An 18,807-nucleotide genomic window follows, 5' to 3' on the forward strand; every position below is an offset into this window, starting at 1 on the left:
GCCGCCCGGCAGCAGCCGCTGACGCAATCGGATCAGGCCGGCTGCGTGCGCGCCACCGCGGCCGGCGTCGCCGCGCGCTGGCCCAGCACCAGGAAGCCGAGCACGGTGGCGCTGACCGGGCTCAGCAGCCCCAGCGCCGCCACCGCGGACGACGGCATGCGCCCGACACCGCGGAACCACAGCGCATAGCTGAAGCCGGCCCCGACAATGCTCAGCCACGCATAGCCAAGCCAGTTGGCCAGCGTGAAAAGATAAATCCACTTTACGAAGCCGATTGTTTGATGTCAAGATACTTCGGTGTTCCTGCCACTCGCGTATCCGCACGCCTGCCCCTCGATGACTACCCGCCGCAAACCCGAAGAAACGCCTGATCATGTCGACGGCATTCTCGCCCAATGGGCGCGCGAGCGCCCGGACCTGGATGCCTCGCCGATGGGCGTGATCGGCCGGCTGGGCCGGCTCAACCGCCATACCAGCCGGGCCATTGAAGCCGCGCTTGGGGAAACCGGCCTGCAGCCGTGGGAATTCGATGTGCTGGCGACGCTGCGTCGCGCGGGACCGCCGTATGCGCTGTCGCCGGGCGCGCTGATCGGGTCGCTGATGATCACTTCGGGCACCATGACCAACCGGCTCGACCACCTGGAGCGGGCCGGGCTGGTGCGGCGCCAGCCCAATCCGGAAGACCGGCGCGGGCTGCTGGTGGAACTGACCGAGGCCGGACGCGAGCGCGTCGACCGCGCACTGGAACTGCACGTGGCCAACGAGCACCGCCTGCTGGCGGACCTGACTGCGACGGAGCGCGCGCAGCTGGCCGCGCTGCTGCGCCGCTGGCTGCGCATGTTCGAGCCGCCACCGGGCGGTGGCGGCGAAGGCAATGACCCGGCCTGAGCGTCAGGCCCGCTGCGGACGCTCGCGCAGGTCAGGCAGGAATACCGTCAGCAGGCCCAGCAGCGGCAGGTAGGCGCAGTACTCGTACACCGCGCGGATGCCGTGCGTATCCGCCATGCCGCCCAGCACCGCGGCGCCGATGCCGCCCATGCCGAAGGCAAAGCCGAAGAACAGGCCCGACACCATGCCCACCTTGCCGGGAATCAGCTCCTGCGCGAACACCAGGATCGCCGAGAACGCCGAGGCCAGGATAAAGCCGATGATGAAGGTCAGCACCGTGGTCCAGAACAGGCCCACGTGCGGCAGCACCAGCGTGAACGGCGCCACGCCCAGGATCGAAGCCCAGATCACGCGCTTGCGGCCGATGCGGTCGCCGATCGGGCCGCCCAGGATGGTGCCCGCCGCCACCGCGGCCAGGAACATGAACAGGTGCAGCTGCGCGTTCTGGCGCGCCAGCCCGAAGCGCTCCATCAGGTAGAAGGTGTAGTAAGAGGTCAGGCTGGCCATGTAGAAGTACTTGGAGAACACCAGCACCATCAGCACCACCATGGCCCGCACCACCACGCGCGTGGGCACCGGGCTGGCCACCGCGCCCGCGGCCTTGCGCTTGCGCGCGCCCTGCGCCAGCTGGCGCGCATACCAGCCGCCGATGCGCCACAGCACCACGATGCCCACCAGCGCCGCCAGCGAGAACCACGCCAGGCTGGCCTGCTGGTGCACGATCAGCGCGGCCAGCAGCGGCCCCATGGCACTGCCGCCGTTGCCGCCCACCTGGAAGATCGACTGCGCCAGCCCGTGCTGGCCGCCAGAGGCCATGCGCGCCACGCGCGACGACTCGGGGTGGAAGATCGACGACCCCGTACCGACCAGCGCAGCGGCCACCAGCAGCACGCCGTAGGTCGGCGCGACCGACAGCAAGAGCAAGCCCGCCAGCGTGAACGCCATGGCGATGGCCAGCGAATGCGGCTTGGGATGCTTGTCGGTGTACAGGCCCACCACCGGCTGCAGCAGCGACGCCGTGACCTGGTAGGTCATGGTCAGCAGGCCGATCTGGGTGAAGCTCAGGTTGAAGCCCCCCTTGAGCATCGGATAGATGGCCAGGATCAACGACTGGATCATGTCGTTGAGGAAGTGGGCGAAGCTGATCGCCGACAGCACGCGGAAACCGGTGCGTTCGGCCTGGGGGGATGTCGCGGACGGTGTCGCGCCAGCAGGCGCGGAGTCGATGGTTGTGCTCATTGGCGGCTCTCGACAGACGGAAAGCGGCCAGCGGGGGCGCCGGCCTGGAAGGAACTGAGCACCGATGCTAGCTGGCGCCCCGGCGCCTGTCCTGCGAGAATAGGTCCGCAACCTTGGAGAAAAGGACATGCCGCGCGCCCCTCGCCCCCTTTCTGCTTCTGGCGCAGCCCGCCGCCGCTCCCGCGACCAGCATGCGCCCCCTGCCCCCACGCCCGAGACACTGGCGCTGGGCGACACCTACGCCGATCCCCCGCCCTACGTCCGCTTCGACCGCAGCCCCCTGCCCGTCACCGCCATGGCCGCCGACTACCTGCCCGCCCACGTGACCAACCCGCACCAGCATCCGCACGCGCAGCTGATCCATGCGGTGCACGGCGTGATGGTGGTGGCCACTGCCGAAGGCCAGTGGATCGTGCCGCCCACGCGCGGCATGTGGATGCCGGGCGGCACCACGCACTGGATCCGCATGGTCGGCCGGGTGCAGATGCGCACCGCCTATATCCGCCCCGATGCCGCGCCCGACCTGCCGCAGCGCTGCACCGTGCTGGGCATCTCTGCACTGCTGCGCGAGTTGATCCTGGCGGCGATCGACATCCCCCTGCCCTACGCCCCCGACACGCGCGACGCGCGGCTGATGCGGCTGTTGCTCGATGAAGTGATGCTGGTGCCGTCGCTGCCGCTGCACCTGCCGCGTCCGGCCGACGACAGCCTGCGGCAGATCTGCGATGCCATCACCGGCGCGCCCGATACGGCGCTGACGCTGGCGGACTGGGGTTCACGGCTGGGGGTGGACCCCAAGACCATCCAGCGCCGCTTTGCGCGTGAAACCGGGATGACCTTCGGGCAATGGCGCCAGCAGGCGCGCCTGCTGGCGGCGCTGGAGAAGCTGGCCGCCGGCAGCAAGGTGGTGGATGTGGCGCTGGACCTGGGCTACGAGAGCCCGAGCGCGTTTGCGACCATGTTCAGGCGGCAGTTCGGCGTGCCGCCAAGTGCGTTCTTCCGCTGATCGGGGGGGACCAGGCCGGTCAGCGCCCCAGGTATCGCTCCACCAGCCGTGTCCAGTAGGCCGCGCCGACGGTCAGGTTATCGTCGTTGAAGTCGTAGCCGGCGTTGTGCAGCAGCGGCTGGTTGGCACCGTTGCCCAGCCGCACGAAGCAGCCCGGGCGCTGCTGCAGGAAGTAGGCAAAGTCCTCGCTGCCAGCGATGCGCGCGGCCTGGTCCACCACCTTGTCGGCGCCGACGAGTTCCTCGGCCACCTGGCGCGCGAACTCGGTCTCGCGCTCGCTGTTGACCAACACCGGGTAGCCGCGCACGTAGTCGACCTCGGCCACCGCGCCGTAGCCCTCGGCGTGCGAGGTGGCCAGCTGGCGGATGCGGTTCTCCACCGATGCGCGCACCTCGGGGTTGAACGAGCGCACGCTGATCTCCATGCGCGCATTGTCCGGGATCACATTGGGCGCGTGGCCGGCGTGCAGCGTGCCGATCGTCACCACCGCGGTCTCGTTCGGGTCGACATAGCGCGCCACCACCGACTGCAGCGCCATCACCAGGCTGCCTGCCACCAGGATCGGATCGACCGACTGGTGCGGGCGCGCGGCGTGGCCGCCCTTGCCGCGGATGGTGATGGTGACCGTGTCGCACGCCGCCATGAAGGGGCCCGAGCGGAACAGGAAATTGCCCTGCTCCACCCCCGGATGGTTGTGCAGCCCGAAGATCGCATCGCAGGGAAAGCGCTCGAACAGCCCGTCGGCCAGCATGCGCTCGGCGCCGCCGCCCGCGCCGATTTCCTCGGCCGGCTGGAAGATCAGGTGTACGGTGCCGTCAAAGTTGCGCGTGCGCGCCAGTTGCTTTGCCGCGCCGAGCAGGATCGCGGTATGGCCGTCGTGGCCACAGGCGTGCATGCGGCCGGCATTGACGCTGGCGTATGGCAGTGCGGTGCGTTCGTGGATCGGCAAGGCGTCCATGTCGGCGCGGATGCCCACGCTGTGCCCGCTGTCGCCGCAGCGCAGACTGCCCACCACCCCGGTGCCGCCCACGCCGCGCGTGACCGTATAGCCCCACGTCTCCAGCAGGCTGGCGACCAGGCCCGAGGTGCGGACCTCGTCGAAGGCCAATTCGGGATGCTGGTGGATATTGCGCCGGATGACTTCGAGTTCAGCGCGGCTGTCCAGGGTGTCGGCCAGCGCGCAGTACCGGTGCTTGAATGGCGACGCGGGGGACGCCGTGAGGGTGGTGCCGAGGTAGGACTCGATTTCGGGGGCGTGCTCAGACATGGTGTTTTGCTCTCTGGCGAAACCTGTATAACCAGTATTTCACGCAGAAAACGCGAGCGAAACGCCAAGTGTGCGTTTACCTGTAAAACCATGTAATCGGGCCCGTTTCAGCACCGGAACTGTTGCCCTAATCGTACGCTTTGTATGGAAACCCAACGCTTTGTGTGAAAGCGTATCAATGGGGAACCATTGGCGATGGTGTATTTGCCCGCAGCAGCGCTGCCGGCATGCGTCACCCCGGAGGGTGACGCGATGCCACTGCCCTGCCCTCAGCGTTCGCCGTAGGGCACCACCTGCTGCGTCTGCTCGCCCAGCCCGTCCACGCCCAGGCGCATGGTGTCGCCGGCCTTGAGGAAGCGCGGCGGCTTGAAGCCCATGCCCACACCCGGCGGCGTGCCGGTCGCGATCAGGTCGCCCGGCAGCAGCGTCATGAAGCGGCTGACGTAGCTGACCACGGTGGCCACGTCGAAGACCATGGTGGCGGTGCTGCCCTTCTGCACGCGCTCGCCATTGACCTCCAGCCACAGGCCCAGCGCCTGCGGGTCCGGCACTTCGTCGCGCGTCACCAGCCAAGGGCCGGCCGGGCAGAAGGTGTCGCAGCCCTTGCCCTTGTCCCAGGTGCCGCCGCGCTCGATCTGGAACTCGCGCTCCGACACGTCATTGACCACGCAGTAGCCGGCCACGTGGTTCAGCGCCGCTTCGCGCGAGACATTGCGCGCGGTGCTGCCGATGACCACGCCCAGCTCCACTTCCCAGTCGGTCTTCTCCGACCCGAACGGCAGCATCACCGCGTCGTTGGGACCATTCAGCGAGCTGTTGGCCTTCAGGAACACGATCGGCTCGGCCGGCAGCGGCATGCCGGCCTCGGCGGCGTGGTCGGCATAGTTCAGGCCGATCGCCACGATCTTGCCGACCCCGCTCCAGGGCACGCCAAAGCGTGCGCCCTCGATAACCGGGAGCGACGCGGGGTCCACCTGCGCCAACTGCGCCAGCGCCGCCGGCGCCAGCTGCGCCGCGCCGATATCGGCCACCACGCCGGACAGGTCGCGCACGCGGCCTTGCGCATCGATCATGCCCGGGCGCTCGGCACCGGGGTTGCCTACTCGAACCAGTTTCATCGTCGTTGTCTTCAGGGGTTGTTCAGGCGGATTTCTTGAGGGCGGCGCCAGATGCGCCGGTTGCGCCGGCTTCGGCCAGGGTCTGCGCCACCACGCTCAGGACTTCCGTGGCAGTTTTCTCGGAGTGGGCGCGCAGCACCTGCGCCAGGCGCGGCCGGCCGGGTTCGCGCAGCGCGGCCATGATGGCCTCGTGTTCCTCATGCGACTCCTGCCAGCGGATGGTATCGGCATTGGCCGCACCGCGCGCGCGGTGCACCTTGCTCATCAGCGCGGCATAGACGCCGGCCAGCACCGGATTGGCGGCGCCGTCGATGATCAGCTGGTGGATTTCCTGGTTGATGCGGAAATAGTCGGTGCGCCGGCCCGCGGCATGCGCATCGATCATGGCCTGGTGGCGCCGCTCCAGCTTGGTCATGGCCGCCGCGCCCAGGCGCTGCGCGGCCAGTTCGCCCGCCAGCGCCTCCAGCCCGTGCAGGGTCTCGAAGGTGGCGCGCAGCTCCTCCAGGTCCAGCGGCGCCACGCGGTAGCCGATGTACTGCCGGTGCAGCACCAGCCCCTCGGACACCAGCACCTTCAGCGCCTCGCGTAGCGGCGTCTTGGAGACATCGAAGGTCTCGCAGAAGGCCCGTTCATCGATCCTCACGCCGGGCGGCAGTTCGCCCTCTTCGATCATGGTGCGCAGCCGGGCGGCGATTTCGGCCGACATGCCGAGCGTGCGCAGGCGCGTGGTTTGGGAAAGCGTTTGTGTCACAGACGTCACCAGAATGGGGAAATGCACCACGACAAGGCTACCACATACCAAAATTGTGCATGCGCAACATCGCAAAATCAATGACTTACACGCGTTGTAATTACAGATTACGTATCCTATACTCCGGCCTGTTGCGCAGAACGCCAACAGAACTGCCTCACCCAAGGACTAAAACAGGAGACGCCGTCATGGAGACGACAAGCCGGGCGACAGTGATCACGGAGGCCAAGACCTCCGTTCGCTGGAAGATTTTTTTGATGATGCTGTTCCTCATCGCGATCAACTACATCGATCGCGCCTCACTGTCAGTGGCGATGCCGCTGATCGCCAAGGAGTTCGACCTCAGCCCCACCATGCAGGGCCTGATCCTCAGCTCGTTCTTCTGGACCTATGCGCTGATGCAGGTGCCGGGCGGCATGCTGGCCGACAAGTACAAGCCGCGCATCGTGATCGCCTGCGCCACCGTGTTCTGGGGCATTGCCCAGGCCGTGGCAGCCTTCACCACCAACGCCACCGCGCTGCTGCTGACGCGGCTCGGCCTGGGCGCGGCCGAAGCGCCGATCTACCCGGCCGGCGGCAAGCTCAACGCAATCTGGATGACCCAGAACGAACGCGGCCGCGGCGCCACCCTGCTTGACGGCGGCGCGCCGCTGGGCGCGGCGCTCGGCGCCATCATCATCACGTGGCTGATCGCCACGCTGGGTTCGTGGCGCCTCGCCTTCATCGTCGCCGGCGTAGGCACCGTGCTGGCCGGCGCGCTGGCGTGGTATTACGTGCGCAACTCCCCGCGCGAGCACCGCGGCGTGAACGAACTGGAAGCCCGCTACATCGAGGAAGCCCAGGCCAACGAACACCGCGCCGAGCCGGCCAACCTGTCGGGCCGCTCGCTGGACTTCTTCAAGTACCGCTCGGTGTGGTGCATGGCGGCCGGCTGGATGTGCTTCAACACCGTGTTCTACGGCCTGCTGACCTGGATGCCCAACTACCTGAACAAGGTGCACGGCTTCGACATCAAGCAGATGGGCGGCGCCAGCTTCATCATCTTCTTCAGCGGCTTTATCGGCGAACTGATCGGCGGCTGGATCGCCGACAAGTGGAAGGAAGCCGGCGGGCGCCCCAACGTGGTGATGCGCACGCTGTTCGGCATCGCCGCGGTGGTGGCCACGGTCTCGATCTTCTCGGTGGCCTACGTCACCGACCCGGTCATGGTGGTCGTGCTGCTGTCGTCGACGCTGTTCTTCCTGCGCTGGTGCGGCCTGTTCTGGTGCGTTCCGTCGATGCTCGGCACCCGCAACAAGATCGGCTTCCTGGGCGGCGTGATGAACCTGGGCGGCAATATCGGCGGCATCACGGTGCCCATCATCGTCGGCATGATCGTGCAGTTCACCGGCTCGTACTTCCTGGCGCTGATGTTCTTCGCCGCGGCTGGCGTCGGCCTGCTGCTGGCTTCCACCGCGATCGACTACGAGACCAAGATCCCGGTCTGATCCGCTGCGGCACCGAAGGACCCACACTCATACATTGCCTCATGCAAGGCAAACCACACACGCTGCGCCGGCCGCTACCGGCGCAGCGGTGGAGGAGACATGTCATGACCCGCTTCCCACGTATGCTGGCCGCCGCCCTGCTCGTGCTGGGCGCAGCGCAGGCGCACGCCGCGCCGGCAGCGCCATCGGCACCTGCCGGTGATGGACTGCCAACCGCGCAACCCGAAGCCGTCGGCGTCGATTCGGCCAGGCTCGTCGCGCTGTCCGAATGGATTCGCCGCGACCAGCTCGACGTGCGCAGCCTGCTCGTCATCAAGGACGGCAAGCTGGTATTCGAGCGCTACGGCAACGGCCTGGCGCGCGACTACAACCACGAACTGTATTCCGTCACCAAGTTCATCAGTGCCCTGCTGGTCGGCACGCTGGTCGGCGACGGCAAGCTGAGCGCCGAAGACGCGCCCGCGCCGCGCCTGGCTGCCGCGCGCCCCGACCTGGCCAGCGCGCTGGCAGACAAGCAGGCGATCCAGTTGCGCCACCTGATGTCGATGTCCAGCGGCCTGTCGTACAAGCTCGTGGAAGGTACCGACACGCTCTACTACGGCGTGCCGGACCGCCTGCGCGTGGCGGCGACCGCCGCCGTGCGCACCAAGGCCGGCGCCGAGTTCGACTATATCGACGTCAATCCCGTGCTGGTCGGCGCCGCCATCACGCAAGCCGCCGGGCAACCCGAAGACCAGTACGCCAAGGCGCGCCTGTTCGGCCCGCTCGGCATGAGCCACTACCGCTGGGACGGCGCCGACGGCAAGGGCGCGGTATCGGGCGGCTGGGGCCTGCGGCTGCGCTCCATCGACATGGCCAAGCTCGGCATGCTGATGCTGAACGAAGGCCGCTGGAACGGGCAGCAGATCGTGCCGGCCTCGTGGGTCGCGCGCATGACCACGCCTGCGGGTCCGGCGAAGGACTATGGCTTCTACTGCTGGGTCAACAACATCGTGCAAAGCGAGCGCGAGTTCAGCGCGATGGGCTACAAGGGCCAGTTCATCACGGTGCTGCCGAAGCAGAACGCGGTGATCGTGATGAACAGCATCATGTCCACGCAAGGCGGCCTGCGCGATGCGGCGTACCTCGACCTGTACCGGCGCATGGTCAATGACTACGTGCTGCCCGCGCTGCAGGCCGGCAAGTCGGTCAAGCCCGACGCCGAGCGCCAGGCGGCACTGCGCAAGGAACTGGAACTGGCGCGCAGCAGCCAGGGCGTACCCGGCACCGCCCTCGCCTTCAACGACAAACCCGAACAATAAACAACCGAAGCGGCGCCGCCCCCGGCATATCCAGGCGGACGGCGCCCGCTCACTCCTGAGAATGACTGAAATGACCAAGCAAATCCGACTCGGCATGCTGACGCCGTCTTCCAACACGGCGCTCGAACCCATCACCAGCGCCATGGTCAGCGGCCTGCCCAACGTCAGCGCGCATTTCTCGCGCTTCACCGTGACCGAGATCTCGCTGCGCGACCAGGCCCTGGGCCAGTTCAACCTGGACAAGATCCTGGCCGCCGCCAGCCTGCTGGCCGATGCGCGCGTCGATGTCATCGCCTGGAACGGCACGTCTTCCGGCTGGCTCGGCTTCGACAAGGATGAAGCGCTGTGCAAGCAGATCACCGAAGCCACCGGCATCCCGGCCACCACCTCGGTGCTGGCGCTCAACGAGATCCTGGAAAAGACCGGCGCGCGCAACTTCGGCCTGGCCACGCCGTACCTGGACGACGTGCAGCAGCGCATCATCGCCAACTACGAGCGCAGCGGCTTTCACTGCGTGGCCGAAAGCCACCTGGACCTGCATGTGAACTACAGCTTCGCCGAGGTCGAGGAAGACACCATCCGCGAGATGGTGCGCGGCCTGGCCCACCACCAGCCGCAGGCCATCACCACCTTCTGCACCAACCTGCGCGCCGCGCACCTGGCCGAAGAACTTGAAGCCGAAACCGGCATTCCGCTGTACGACACCATCTCCACCGTGGTGTGGAAGTCGCTGCGCCTGTGCGGCGTGGACACGCGTGAGCTGCGCGGCTGGGGCCGCCTGTTCCGCGAAGTGGAGTAAGCCGATGTCCGCTCACGACAGCCTTGACCTGGTGATCCGGCGCGCAGACGTGGTCACTGCCTCCGACCGCTTCCGCTGCGATATCGGCGTGCGCAACGGGCAGATCGTCGCGCTTGGCCACGCGCTGCCGCAAGGCGCGCGCGAGATCGATGCCGATGGCCTGCTGGCGCTGCCCGGCGGCGTCGATGGCCATTGCCACCTCGACCAGCCCATGCCCGACGGCCTGCGCATGGCCGACGACTTCTTCACCGGCACGCGCGCCGCGGTGTGCGGCGGCACCACCACCGTAATCCCGTTTGCCGCGCAGGAGAAGGGTGCATCGCTCAAGGCTGCCGTGGCGGACTACCATCGCCGCGCGGAAGGCCGCGCGGTGATCGACTACGCCTTCCACCTGATCGTGGCCGACCCCACGCCGGCGGTGCTGGCCGATGAACTGCCGACGCTGATCCGCAAGGGCTACAGCTCATTCAAGGTCTACATGACCTATGACGACCTGAAGCTGTCCGACCGCGAAATGCTGTCGGTGCTGGACGTCGCCAAGCAGAACGGCGCGCTGGTGATGGTGCATGCCGAGAACGCCGACTGCATCTCGTGGCTGACCGACAAGCTGGTCGGGGAAGGGCGCATCGCACCGCGCTTCCACGGCCTGGCACGGCCCGCCGCGGTGGAGCGTGAGGCCACGCACCGCGCCATCACCTTTGCCGAACTGGTCGACGTGCCGATCCTGATCGTGCATGTCTCGGGCAAGGAAGCGATCGAGCAGATCCGCTGGGCACAAGGCAGGGGCCTGCAGATCCTGGCCGAGACCTGCCCGCAGTACCTGTACCTGACCGCCGACGACATGGCCCTGCCCGGCGACGACGGCTACGAAGGCGCCAAGTGCGTGTGCAGCCCGCCGCCGCGCGACCCGGAGAACCAGGCCGCGGTATGGCGCGCGCTGACCAATGGCGTGTTCAGCGTGTTCTCGTCAGACCATGCACCGTTCCGCTATGACGACCCGCAAGGCAAGCAGCCGGACGGCAACCGGCCTTCGTTCGAGCATATCCCCAACGGTGTGCCGGGCATCGAGACGCGCCTGCCGCTGCTGTTCGACGGCGTCGCGCGCGGCAAGCTGTCGCTGCACCAGTTTGTCGAGCTGACCTCGTGGCGGCCGGCACGGCTGTATGGCCTGTATCCGCGCAAGGGCACCATCGCCATCGGCGCGGATGCGGACATCGTGCTGTGGGACCCGAACAAGCGCGTGCAGATCCGCAACAGCGCGCTGCACCACGCGGTGGACTACACGCCGTACGAAGGCATCGAAGTGACCGGCTGGCCGGTGCACTGCTTCTCGCGCGGCGAGATGCTCGTGCGCGATGGCCAGTACCAGGAACCCCAGGCCGGCCGCGGGCAGTTCCTGCCGGCGGGCGCGCCGATGCTGGGCTGATCGCCACGCCCGCAGCCAACCCATATCGACCATGAAACTCCTGATCGTCAATCCCAATATCAGCGAATCCGTCACGGCGCTGATCGAGGCGGAAGCGCGGCGCACCGCCGCCGCCACCACCACGCTGCAGATGGCCACCGCGGCCTTCGGCGTGGCCTATATCGAAACCCGCTTCGAGGCGCTGGTCGGCGGCTATGCCACCGCCTGCGCCGCCGCGGAACACGCCGGCCAGTTCGACGGCCTGGTGGTCGCCGCGTTCGGCGACCCCGGCCTGGCCGGGCTGAAAGAGCTGTTCGACGTCCCCGTCGTCGGCATGACCGAAGCCGCGCTGGCCAGCGCCTGCCTGCTGGGGCAGCGTTTCTCCATCATCGCGATCTCGCACCGCATCCAGGCGTGGTACCGCGAATGCGTGGCGGCCAACGGCCTGTCGTCGCGGCTGGCCAGCGTGCGCTCGCTGCAGGAACCCCTGCGCGATATCGGCAGCGTGCAGGAAGACCATGCCGCGCGGCTGGAACAACTTGCCCTGCAAGCCATCGAGCAGGACGGCGCCGACGTGATCATCGTCGCCGGCGCGCCGCTGGCGGGACTCGCGCGCTCGCTCCAAGGGCGCATTCCGGTGCCGGTGGTGGATGGCGTGTCGAGCGCGGTGCGGCATTGCGAATCGCTGGTGGCCCTGCGCGCCGGCAGCGCCACGCAGGGCAGCTTCGCGCGGCCGCCGCACAAGCCCAATGCCGGCCTGCCGCCGGCGCTGGCAAAGCTGCTCGACTGAGCGCAACCTAGCCCAAATTAGCCCTGTGCAAATCTGCAATGCGCGTCCGCAAGGACGCGCATTGCTGCATAAGGGGGGCGATCCTAGACTGCCTGCACGGCCGCCGCATGGCGTGGCGGCCAGGCAACCACCACAGGATCGCAATGAAGCTCTACTACACTCCGGGCGTCTGCTCGATGGCCGTCCATATCGCCCTGCGCGAAGCCGGGCTGCCGGTCACGCTGGCCAAGGTCGACCTGCTCCACCACAAACTGGCCGTGCCTGAAAACGGCACCGACGACTACTACACCATCAACCCGCGCGGCTACGTGCCGCTGCTGCAGCTCGACGACGGCTCGCGCCATACCGAGGCGGCGTCGCTGCTGCAATACATCGCCGACCTGGTGCCCGAACGCGCGCTGCTGCCCGCCGCCGGCACGCGCGAGCGGCTGGAAGCCACTGGCTGGATCACGCTGGTCTCAACGGAACTGCACAAGGTCTTCAGCCCGTGGCTGTGGCACAAGGAAACCGCGCAGAGCACAGTAGAGGCCTGCAAGGCCAAGCTGCAACTGCGCTTTGCTGAGCTCGACAAGCACCTGCAGGGCCGCCAGTACCTGACCGGCGACACCTTTACCGTGGCCGACGCCTACTGCTTCACCATCCTCGGCTGGGCCCGCATGCTGATGATGCCGCTGACGGCATACCCCACGCTACAGGACTACCTGTCGCGCATCGCCGCGCGGCCGGCGGTGCAGGAAGCCATGCGCGCCGAAGGGCTCGTGCGCGACTGATCAGCGCATGGCGGGTGCGGGCACGCGATAGTGGTCCTGCGTCAGCAGGTCCAGCCCGCACGCCAGCGCGTCGATCCAGTCGATAAAGCGCGCCACCATGTGCTTGCCGCGAAACGACGGCCCGTGCTGCGGCACGATCCATTCGATATCCATCGACCGCGCCATGGCTGCCCACAGCCGGCACGCGCGGCTGCCGCTCATGTAGCGCTGGTGGAACGGCAGCATCAGGCGAGTATGCGCATCGAAATCCGTCACCGTGGTGCCGGCCGCTTTGGCGCCTGTCATGGCCGCACCGAGATCGCCCGAGAACAGGATCTTGCTGACCGGATCGTAGAACTGGAAATTGCCTTCGGAATGCAGGAAGTGCGCTGGCACCGCGACCAGGGAGCTGTGCCCGAGCGGGATATGCATGCCCGCATCGGGAATCGTCACGATGCGCCCGGCCGTCTTACCGGCCTGGCAGAAATGCGGCAGGAAGCGCGCCCACACGCTGGAAATCAAGATGCGGCAGTCAGAGCCCGTCAGCCAGCGTCCGACCGACGCGACGATGTCCGGATCGGCATGCGAAGCCAGCACGTAGTCGAGTTGCTTGGGCGGAAAGTAGCGGCTGATGGTGAGATACAGCTCGCTGTAGGTCATCTGCCCGCCGGGATCGATCAGCGCGCCATGCCCGTGGTCGACGACCAGGAACTGGTTGGTCTGCACCGCTTCGTCATGCGCTTCCTCGACCAGGTCGGTGAACATCAGGCAGGTGTGCCCGTCCGCGTCGTACAACGTGATTCCCATTGCCTCGCTCCGCTCGTCGCAAGCGGCGACGTTACTCAGCGAATCCCGTTGCAAACTTGATGCAAATCAATGGGGGAGGGAACACGCGCCCCCCAGCGGCCGGACTGTCGTCAGGCGTGTACACCCCGGCCGGGCGTCGCGCGCGTCAGCGCGGGCTGGCCAGCAGTTCTTCGATCTTGGCGACGAACTGCTTGTCGTCAGGCGTGGTCTTGCTGTTGTAGCTGCCCACCACCTGGCCGTTGCGGCCGATCAGGTATTTGTAGAAGTTCCACTTGGGCGCGGTGCCGGTTTCCTTCGCCAGCAGCGCGTACATAGGGTTGGCCTCGCTGCCGCGCACGTGCGACTTGCCCAGCATCGGGAACTTGACGCCGTAGGTGTTGTAGCAGAAGTCCGCGATCTGCTTCTCCGAGCCGGGCTCCTGCGAGAAATCGTTCGACGGGAAGCCCAGCACGACCAGGCCACGGTCACGGTACTTGCTGTAGAGCGCCTCCAGCCCTTCGTACTGGGGCGTGAAGCCGCAGTAGCTGGCGGTGTTGACCACCAGCACGACCTTGCCCGCGTACTGGCAGAGGTTTTGCGGGGCTTCATCCTGCAGGCGCGGGAACTTGAAGTTGAGCGACGCCGGGCAGGCGCCTGCTGCCTGCGGTGCAGGCGCGGTGGCCGGCTTGTCGGCGGCGCGGGCAGGGTGCGGCAATAGTGCGGCGCCGGCTGCGGCCAGCGCCAGCGCGCCGGCGAGGGCGGCCGGGCGCAGTTGTTGGAGTGTGGCGGACGAGGGGAAACGACGAGTCATGGCGATGGGGCTCCGGAAGGCGGCTCGCTGTATCGGGTACGCCATAGTCTACGCCGGTAGCGGCTTTCCGGCAGGCCGGCTCAATCCATCGCCAGCGTGGCCGCGTGTTCGGTGACGCTGCCGCGCAGCTCCAGGTCCGGCATGCGGCGCACGATCAGCAGCGCCAGCACCGCCGCCGCCGCGCCCGCGGCAAAGATCAGGTGGAAGCCCGACTCCACGCCGCCCGCCAGCACCGCGCGCACGGACGGCGACAGTTGCGCAAAGGCCTCGCTGCCGTGGCGCAGCGCGCCCAGGTCCAGCGCCTGCGTGACCCCCGAGGCCGCCAGCGCATGGCGGAATTCCAGCGTCAGCAGCGTGCCGGCGAGCGCCCCGCCCAGCGCGCTGCCGAGCGAGCGCAGCACCAGCAGCGCGCCCGTGCCGGCGCCGGTGTCGCGGCGCTCCAGCGCGTTCTGCACGCTCATCAGCGTGGCCACCATGGTCATGCCCAGGCCCACGCCAGCCAGCGTCATCGCCGCCAGCACCACGGCCAGCGGCACCGCCGGTGTCACCAGCGCCAGTGCGATCAGCCCCAGCGCGCCGGCGATATAGCCGGCGATCAGGATGCCGCGCATGCGGCCCACGCGCGGCGCCAGCCACGCGACGATAAAGTTGCCCGCCACGGTGGCCAGCAGGAACGGCATCACCAGCAGGCCGGAGGTCGATGCATCGGCGCCGCGTACCAGCTGGAAGTGCAGGGGCAGGGCAAAGATGCACAGGAAGATATCGAGCGCGGCCAGCGCCGAGGCGGCCACGCCCATCACATAGGCACGGTTGGCAAACAGGCGTGGCGGCAGCATCGGGTCCGCGGCGCGGCGCTCCTGCCAGGTCAGCAGGACCACGGCCGCCACGGCGGCCAGGAGCAGGGCGCCCAGCTCTGGCGAGAGCCAGTCGTAGACGTCGCCGCCCCAGCTCATCGCCAGCAGGAAGGCGACGATGGCCACCGCCAGCAGCAGCGCCCCCAGCCAGTCCACGCGCGCACGCCCGCCACGCGGCGGCAGCATGGCCAGCCCGCGGTAGCACATGAACATCGCCAGCAGGCCCAGCGGCACGTTGACCCAGAACAGCCAGCGCCACGACATATGGTCAGAGACCCAGCCGCCCACCAGCGGCCCGGCGATCGACGCCACCGCCCACACCGTGGCCAGGTAGCCCTGGTAGCGCCCGCGCTGGCGCGGCGCCACCACATCGGCAATGGCCGCCTGCGCCAGCGACATCAGCCCGCCGCCGCCCACGCCCTGCAGCGCGCGGAACAGGATCAGCTGGCCCAGCGTCTGCGCCAGCGCGCATGCGACCGAGGCGCCGATAAACAGCATGATCGCCACCATCAGCAGGCGCCGCCGGCCAAAACTGTCCGACAGCTTGCCGTACAGCGGCGTGGTCACCGTCGACACGATCAAGTACGCCGTCACGATCCACGACAGGTGGCTGAAGCCGTTCAGGTCATTGGCGATCGCCGGCACCGCCGGGATCACCACGGTCTGGTCGAGCGCGGCCAGCAGGATGCACAGCACGATGCCGCCGATCACCCGCATCACGGCGCGATGGTCGTGGGCGGGCAGGGCCGGCGTGGTGTCCCGGGCGGATGCGGCGGAATAGGGTGAAGACATGGGCAAGCACGAAACCGCAGCGATGTGCGGTGAAAGCAACGTCAAATGCAGGGAATATCGGCCGGGAACCGCGTGAGAGGGAGCGTGACGCCGTCGCGGGGGCCTAATTCAGCGAACGCATAATTATATGCGGCCAGCAAATATCGCGCTTGCGATGGCAGGTATCTGGCACATCACTTGCGTGACGCGATCAGGCACAATGGTCGATGCAAGATCACATCGCCGCTATCGAAGGTAAGATTTCGTCATGACCGAGACCCCACGACAAGAAGCAGGTCAGGCCCTCGATGCGGCCGGGCCCGAACTCGGCCAGTGGCACGCCGTGCTGGCCATCGAACAGGCCAGCGGCGACGGCCCCTTCTCCGCCCGGCTCTTTGGCCGCGCGCTGGTGCTGTGGCGCAACGCCGACGGCTGGCACGCCTGGGACGACCGCTGCCCGCACCGCGGCGCGGCTTTCACGCTGGGCGCCGTGCGCGACGGCCTGCTGCATTGCGGCTATCACGGCTGGCGCTTTGCATCGGGCGGGCGCTGCACGCGCTATCCCGCCCACCCCGAACTGGTGCCCGCACCGCGCGCCTGCGCCACCACGCACGCGGTGCGCGAGGGCTACGGGCTGCTATGGGTACGCCTTGGCGGCGACGGCACCGAGGCCGTGCCCGAACTGCCGCCCTTCCCCGAGTACGACGACGCCGAATGCCGCCACGTGGTCTGCGGCCCCTACGACGTTGCCACCTCGGCACCACGGCTGGTGGAGAACTTCCTCGACATGGCGCACTTCGGCTATGTCCACGAGAGCTACCTGGGTGACCCGGCGCACACCGAAGTGCCGCCCTATGAAGTGGAAGCCATCGGCGATGCGCGCAAGCCTGACGCGCTGCGCACCATCGGCTGCCGCGCCTGGCAGCCGCGCGCGCACGCCAGCGCCGCCGGCGGAGCCATGGTCGAGTATGAATACCGCGTGGTCGCGCCCTATGCCGCGATCCTGACCAAGGTGCCCGACCTTGGCGACAACCATCGCGGCGCCATCGCGCTGTTTATCGGCCCGCGGGACGAGGAATCGAGCCGCGTGTGGTTTGTGATGTCACTGGTGACGGAGGATGACGACGCCAGCCTGCGCGAATTCCAGGACAACATCTTCCTGCAGGACAAGCCGATCGTGGAATCGCAGCAGCCGCGCCGCCTGCCGTTGCGCACCGGCGTGGAGGTGCCGCAGCCGGCGGACAAGCTGGCAGGCGCGTACCGCCGCTACCTGGCGGCGCATGGGGTGAAGTTCGGCACGCTGGGCTAGTGGACGGGGCGGGCGCATCCCATGCGACCTGGCCCCCGGACACGACAGGCCTAACGCCCGCCGCCAGTGATGTAATGCTCCAGCTGCTCGATGATGAACTGCTGCTCGGAGATGATGTCCTTCACCAGGTCGCCAATCGACAGCATGCCGATCAGCTCGTCGCCCTCCATCACCGGCAGGTGGCGCAGCCGGTGCCGGGTCATCAATGCCATGCATTCGTCGGTGGTCTGGCTGGCGCCGACGTAGATCACCGCGTTGGTCATGATGTCGCGCACCAGCGTCTCGCGCGAGGTGCGCTGCATCAGGATCACCTTGCGCGCGTAGTCGCGCTCGCTCAGGATCCCCTGGATCTTGCCCTGCTCGATCACCAGCAGCGCGCCGATGCCTTTCTCCGCCATCAGTTGCAGCGCGGCGTAGACGGTCGCCGTGGGCGGGACGCTGTAAATAGCCTGACTCGGCTTGGACTCCAGAACCTGGCGTGCGGTTTTCATCACCAACTCCTTTTCCGTCGACAATGCAATGCGGCTGGCGGTGCCAATGCAATCAGAGTAGCAAAGTAACGCGCGCCGTTACAGGGTGACTTACGCGAATCTTTGTAAGCAATGTTGTGACGCCCGCATGGCAGCCGCGGGCTCAAGGTTGCGCATCGGTCGCTTTTTCGTCCAGTGCCGCCAGGCACAGCGCCTGCATTTCGGCCACCCATTGCGCCGGCTGCAGCGCCGCGCCCTGCAGCAGCAGCCGATAGCGGCGCGCCCCCCAGACCGCCAGCACCAGTGCCTGCACCTTCGCGGCATCCGGGGCCGCGGGCAAGTCGGGGCAAGCGCACAGCGCCCGGCGCCAGGCCTCGCAGAACTCTTCGAACACGCGCCGGTGGTGCTTGGGCTCGGCGATGCGCGGCTCCAGTCGGCATTGGCCCGTTGCGTGACCTCGGTGTCGATGCGCGCCAGCATGGTCTCGACCGTGTGGCGCACATAGCCCGACGCCAGCGCTTCCTTGCTGGGAAAGTACTCATACAGCGCGCCGACCGAGAACCCTGCCTCCAGCGCCACCGCGCGCGTGGTCACGCCGTCCCAGCCATCGCGGCGCCAGATCCGAACAAAGGCGTCGTAGATGGCGTTGACGGTGAAGTGCGCGCGCTGCTGCGAAGGGCGCTTGAGCGGCTTGCTGCGCGGCGTGGCGGGCCGTTTCAGGTCGCCGGCGGCGGGCGCTTCGTTTCCGAACCCGGCGGCGGCGCCGCTGATCAAGGTTTATCGGATCAACGAATTCGCAAAGCGCATCGGACGGGCTCCCAGTACGGTGCGCCGCTGGGAGCGCGAGGGAATCCTGGCGGCTAAGCGCCTGCCTTCCGGGCATCGATACTTTGACGAGTCCGATGTTCGGGCGACGCTTGGCGGCGGGCCTGAGAAGCGATCGACAATCGTGTACTGCCGCGTCAGTAGCGCTGGGCAGCGCGACGACTTGCGATCTCAGGTGGCG

At 67.7% G+C, this 18,807-nt stretch carries 20 protein-coding genes; 10 read left to right on the plus strand and 10 right to left on the minus strand.

Annotation, left to right across the window (positions count from 1 at the left end):
* Window positions 1–32 precede the first annotated feature (32 nt).
* Window positions 33–275 (minus strand): EamA family transporter, encoded by a 243-nt coding sequence (locus ACW4E8_RS28285; RefSeq protein WP_456807543.1) that lies wholly within the window; start codon window positions 273–275, stop codon window positions 33–35.
* A 61-nt stretch (window positions 276–336) separates the two neighbouring features.
* Here ACW4E8_RS28285 and ACW4E8_RS28290 point away from each other — a divergent pair, with 61 nt between their 5' ends.
* On the plus strand, window positions 337–888 hold the full coding sequence (locus ACW4E8_RS28290) for a MarR family winged helix-turn-helix transcriptional regulator (RefSeq protein WP_456807544.1): 552 nt from the start codon (window positions 337–339) through the stop codon (window positions 886–888).
* 3 nt (window positions 889–891) lie between these two features.
* Here ACW4E8_RS28290 and ACW4E8_RS28295 read toward each other — a convergent pair whose 3' ends face one another.
* Window positions 892–2,127, minus strand: a complete 1,236-nt coding sequence (locus ACW4E8_RS28295) for an MFS transporter (protein WP_456807528.1) — start codon at window positions 2,125–2,127, stop codon at window positions 892–894.
* A gap of 127 nt (window positions 2,128–2,254) precedes the next feature.
* On the opposite strand from ACW4E8_RS28295, the gene ACW4E8_RS28300 reads away from it, so the two are divergent.
* Window positions 2,255–3,133, plus strand: coding sequence for an AraC family transcriptional regulator (locus tag ACW4E8_RS28300; protein ID WP_456807529.1), 879 nt, complete (start codon window positions 2,255–2,257; stop codon window positions 3,131–3,133).
* Between the two features lie 19 nt (window positions 3,134–3,152).
* On the opposite strand, the gene ACW4E8_RS28305 is transcribed toward ACW4E8_RS28300, so the two are convergent.
* The 3 genes from ACW4E8_RS28305 to ACW4E8_RS28315 form a co-directional block, all read right to left on the minus strand.
* A complete protein-coding gene (locus ACW4E8_RS28305) occupies window positions 3,153–4,400 on the minus strand; it encodes a M20 aminoacylase family protein (protein ID WP_456807530.1) in 1,248 nt (415 codons plus the stop codon).
* Between the two features lie 269 nt (window positions 4,401–4,669).
* Window positions 4,670–5,518 carry a fumarylacetoacetate hydrolase family protein gene (locus ACW4E8_RS28310; protein WP_456807531.1) on the minus strand — a complete coding sequence of 283 codons (849 nt, stop codon included), beginning with the start codon at window positions 5,516–5,518 and terminating at the stop codon, window positions 4,670–4,672.
* A gap of 22 nt (window positions 5,519–5,540) precedes the next feature.
* Window positions 5,541–6,269 (minus strand): GntR family transcriptional regulator, encoded by a 729-nt coding sequence (locus ACW4E8_RS28315; protein ID WP_456807532.1) that lies wholly within the window; start codon window positions 6,267–6,269, stop codon window positions 5,541–5,543.
* A gap of 188 nt (window positions 6,270–6,457) precedes the next feature.
* On the opposite strand from ACW4E8_RS28315, the gene ACW4E8_RS28320 reads away from it, so the two are divergent.
* From ACW4E8_RS28320 to gstA, 6 genes are all read left to right on the plus strand, one after another.
* Window positions 6,458–7,756, plus strand: a complete 1,299-nt coding sequence (locus ACW4E8_RS28320; RefSeq protein WP_456807533.1) for an MFS transporter — start codon at window positions 6,458–6,460, stop codon at window positions 7,754–7,756.
* A gap of 104 nt (window positions 7,757–7,860) precedes the next feature.
* Window positions 7,861–9,057 (plus strand): serine hydrolase domain-containing protein, encoded by a 1,197-nt coding sequence (locus ACW4E8_RS28325; protein ID WP_456807534.1) that lies wholly within the window; start codon window positions 7,861–7,863, stop codon window positions 9,055–9,057.
* A gap of 70 nt (window positions 9,058–9,127) precedes the next feature.
* Entirely contained in the window at window positions 9,128–9,856 is a 729-nt protein-coding gene (locus ACW4E8_RS28330; protein ID WP_456807535.1) for a maleate cis-trans isomerase family protein, read from the plus strand.
* A gap of 4 nt (window positions 9,857–9,860) precedes the next feature.
* Entirely contained in the window at window positions 9,861–11,282 is a 1,422-nt protein-coding gene (gene hydA, locus ACW4E8_RS28335) for a dihydropyrimidinase (protein ID WP_456807536.1), read from the plus strand.
* A gap of 31 nt (window positions 11,283–11,313) precedes the next feature.
* Window positions 11,314–12,051, plus strand: coding sequence for an aspartate/glutamate racemase family protein (locus ACW4E8_RS28340; RefSeq protein WP_456807537.1), 738 nt, complete (start codon window positions 11,314–11,316; stop codon window positions 12,049–12,051).
* Between the two features lie 143 nt (window positions 12,052–12,194).
* A complete protein-coding gene (gene gstA, locus ACW4E8_RS28345; protein WP_013955162.1) occupies window positions 12,195–12,821 on the plus strand; it encodes a glutathione transferase GstA in 627 nt (208 codons plus the stop codon).
* Here the strand turns inward: gstA and ACW4E8_RS28350 are convergent, their stop codons facing one another.
* From ACW4E8_RS28350 to ACW4E8_RS28360, 3 genes are all read right to left on the minus strand, one after another.
* Window positions 12,822–13,607 (minus strand): oxygen-binding di-iron domain-containing protein, encoded by a 786-nt coding sequence (locus tag ACW4E8_RS28350; RefSeq protein ID WP_456807538.1) that lies wholly within the window; start codon window positions 13,605–13,607, stop codon window positions 12,822–12,824.
* A 145-nt stretch (window positions 13,608–13,752) separates the two neighbouring features.
* Entirely contained in the window at window positions 13,753–14,397 is a 645-nt protein-coding gene (locus tag ACW4E8_RS28355) for a glutathione peroxidase (RefSeq protein WP_456807539.1), read from the minus strand.
* A gap of 80 nt (window positions 14,398–14,477) precedes the next feature.
* On the minus strand, window positions 14,478–16,043 hold the full coding sequence (locus tag ACW4E8_RS28360) for an MDR family MFS transporter (protein ID WP_456807540.1): 1,566 nt from the start codon (window positions 16,041–16,043) through the stop codon (window positions 14,478–14,480).
* Window positions 16,044–16,290: 247 nt separating this feature from the next.
* On the opposite strand from ACW4E8_RS28360, the gene ACW4E8_RS28365 reads away from it, so the two are divergent.
* Window positions 16,291–17,331, plus strand: coding sequence for a Rieske 2Fe-2S domain-containing protein (locus tag ACW4E8_RS28365; protein ID WP_456807541.1), 1,041 nt, complete (start codon window positions 16,291–16,293; stop codon window positions 17,329–17,331).
* A 50-nt stretch (window positions 17,332–17,381) separates the two neighbouring features.
* Here ACW4E8_RS28365 and ACW4E8_RS28370 read toward each other — a convergent pair whose 3' ends face one another.
* Together ACW4E8_RS28370 and ACW4E8_RS28375 are read right to left on the minus strand one after the other, a co-directional pair.
* The gene (locus ACW4E8_RS28370) at window positions 17,382–17,822 is read right to left on the minus strand and encodes a CBS domain-containing protein (RefSeq protein ID WP_436220529.1); all 441 of its coding nucleotides are present in this window, start codon (window positions 17,820–17,822) and stop codon (window positions 17,382–17,384) included.
* 142 nt (window positions 17,823–17,964) lie between these two features.
* Window positions 17,965–18,195 (minus strand): hypothetical protein, encoded by a 231-nt coding sequence (locus ACW4E8_RS28375; RefSeq protein WP_456807545.1) that lies wholly within the window; start codon window positions 18,193–18,195, stop codon window positions 17,965–17,967.
* 246 nt (window positions 18,196–18,441) lie between these two features.
* Between ACW4E8_RS28375 and ACW4E8_RS28380 the strand changes: the two genes are divergently transcribed.
* The coding region (locus tag ACW4E8_RS28380) for a MerR family transcriptional regulator (protein ID WP_456807542.1) at window positions 18,442–18,807 on the plus strand (366 nt) is incomplete at its 3' end.

It is taken from the genome of Cupriavidus sp. CP313 (assembly GCF_054072015.1).

Bases quoted from the DNA above. Each gene is read 5' to 3' on its own strand.
- ACW4E8_RS28290 (WP_456807544.1), top strand. From the start codon at position 337: ATGACTACCCGCCGCAAACCCGAAGAAACGCCTGATCATGTCGACGGC.
- ACW4E8_RS28295 (WP_456807528.1), bottom strand. From the start codon at position 2,127: ATGAGCACAACCATCGACTCCGCGCCTGCTGGCGCGACACCGTCCGCG.
- ACW4E8_RS28300 (WP_456807529.1), top strand. From the start codon at position 2,255: ATGCCGCGCGCCCCTCGCCCCCTTTCTGCTTCTGGCGCAGCCCGCCGC.
- ACW4E8_RS28305 (WP_456807530.1), bottom strand. From the start codon at position 4,400: ATGTCTGAGCACGCCCCCGAAATCGAGTCCTACCTCGGCACCACCCTC.
- ACW4E8_RS28310 (WP_456807531.1), bottom strand. From the start codon at position 5,518: ATGAAACTGGTTCGAGTAGGCAACCCCGGTGCCGAGCGCCCGGGCATG.
- ACW4E8_RS28320 (WP_456807533.1), top strand. From the start codon at position 6,458: ATGGAGACGACAAGCCGGGCGACAGTGATCACGGAGGCCAAGACCTCC.
- ACW4E8_RS28325 (WP_456807534.1), top strand. From the start codon at position 7,861: ATGACCCGCTTCCCACGTATGCTGGCCGCCGCCCTGCTCGTGCTGGGC.
- ACW4E8_RS28330 (WP_456807535.1), top strand. From the start codon at position 9,128: ATGACCAAGCAAATCCGACTCGGCATGCTGACGCCGTCTTCCAACACG.
- hydA (WP_456807536.1), top strand. From the start codon at position 9,861: ATGTCCGCTCACGACAGCCTTGACCTGGTGATCCGGCGCGCAGACGTG.
- ACW4E8_RS28340 (WP_456807537.1), top strand. From the start codon at position 11,314: ATGAAACTCCTGATCGTCAATCCCAATATCAGCGAATCCGTCACGGCG.
- gstA (WP_013955162.1), top strand. From the start codon at position 12,195: ATGAAGCTCTACTACACTCCGGGCGTCTGCTCGATGGCCGTCCATATC.
- ACW4E8_RS28350 (WP_456807538.1), bottom strand. From the start codon at position 13,607: ATGGGAATCACGTTGTACGACGCGGACGGGCACACCTGCCTGATGTTC.
- ACW4E8_RS28355 (WP_456807539.1), bottom strand. From the start codon at position 14,397: ATGACTCGTCGTTTCCCCTCGTCCGCCACACTCCAACAACTGCGCCCG.
- ACW4E8_RS28360 (WP_456807540.1), bottom strand. From the start codon at position 16,043: ATGTCTTCACCCTATTCCGCCGCATCCGCCCGGGACACCACGCCGGCC.
- ACW4E8_RS28365 (WP_456807541.1), top strand. From the start codon at position 16,291: ATGACCGAGACCCCACGACAAGAAGCAGGTCAGGCCCTCGATGCGGCC.
- ACW4E8_RS28370 (WP_436220529.1), bottom strand. From the start codon at position 17,822: ATGAAAACCGCACGCCAGGTTCTGGAGTCCAAGCCGAGTCAGGCTATT.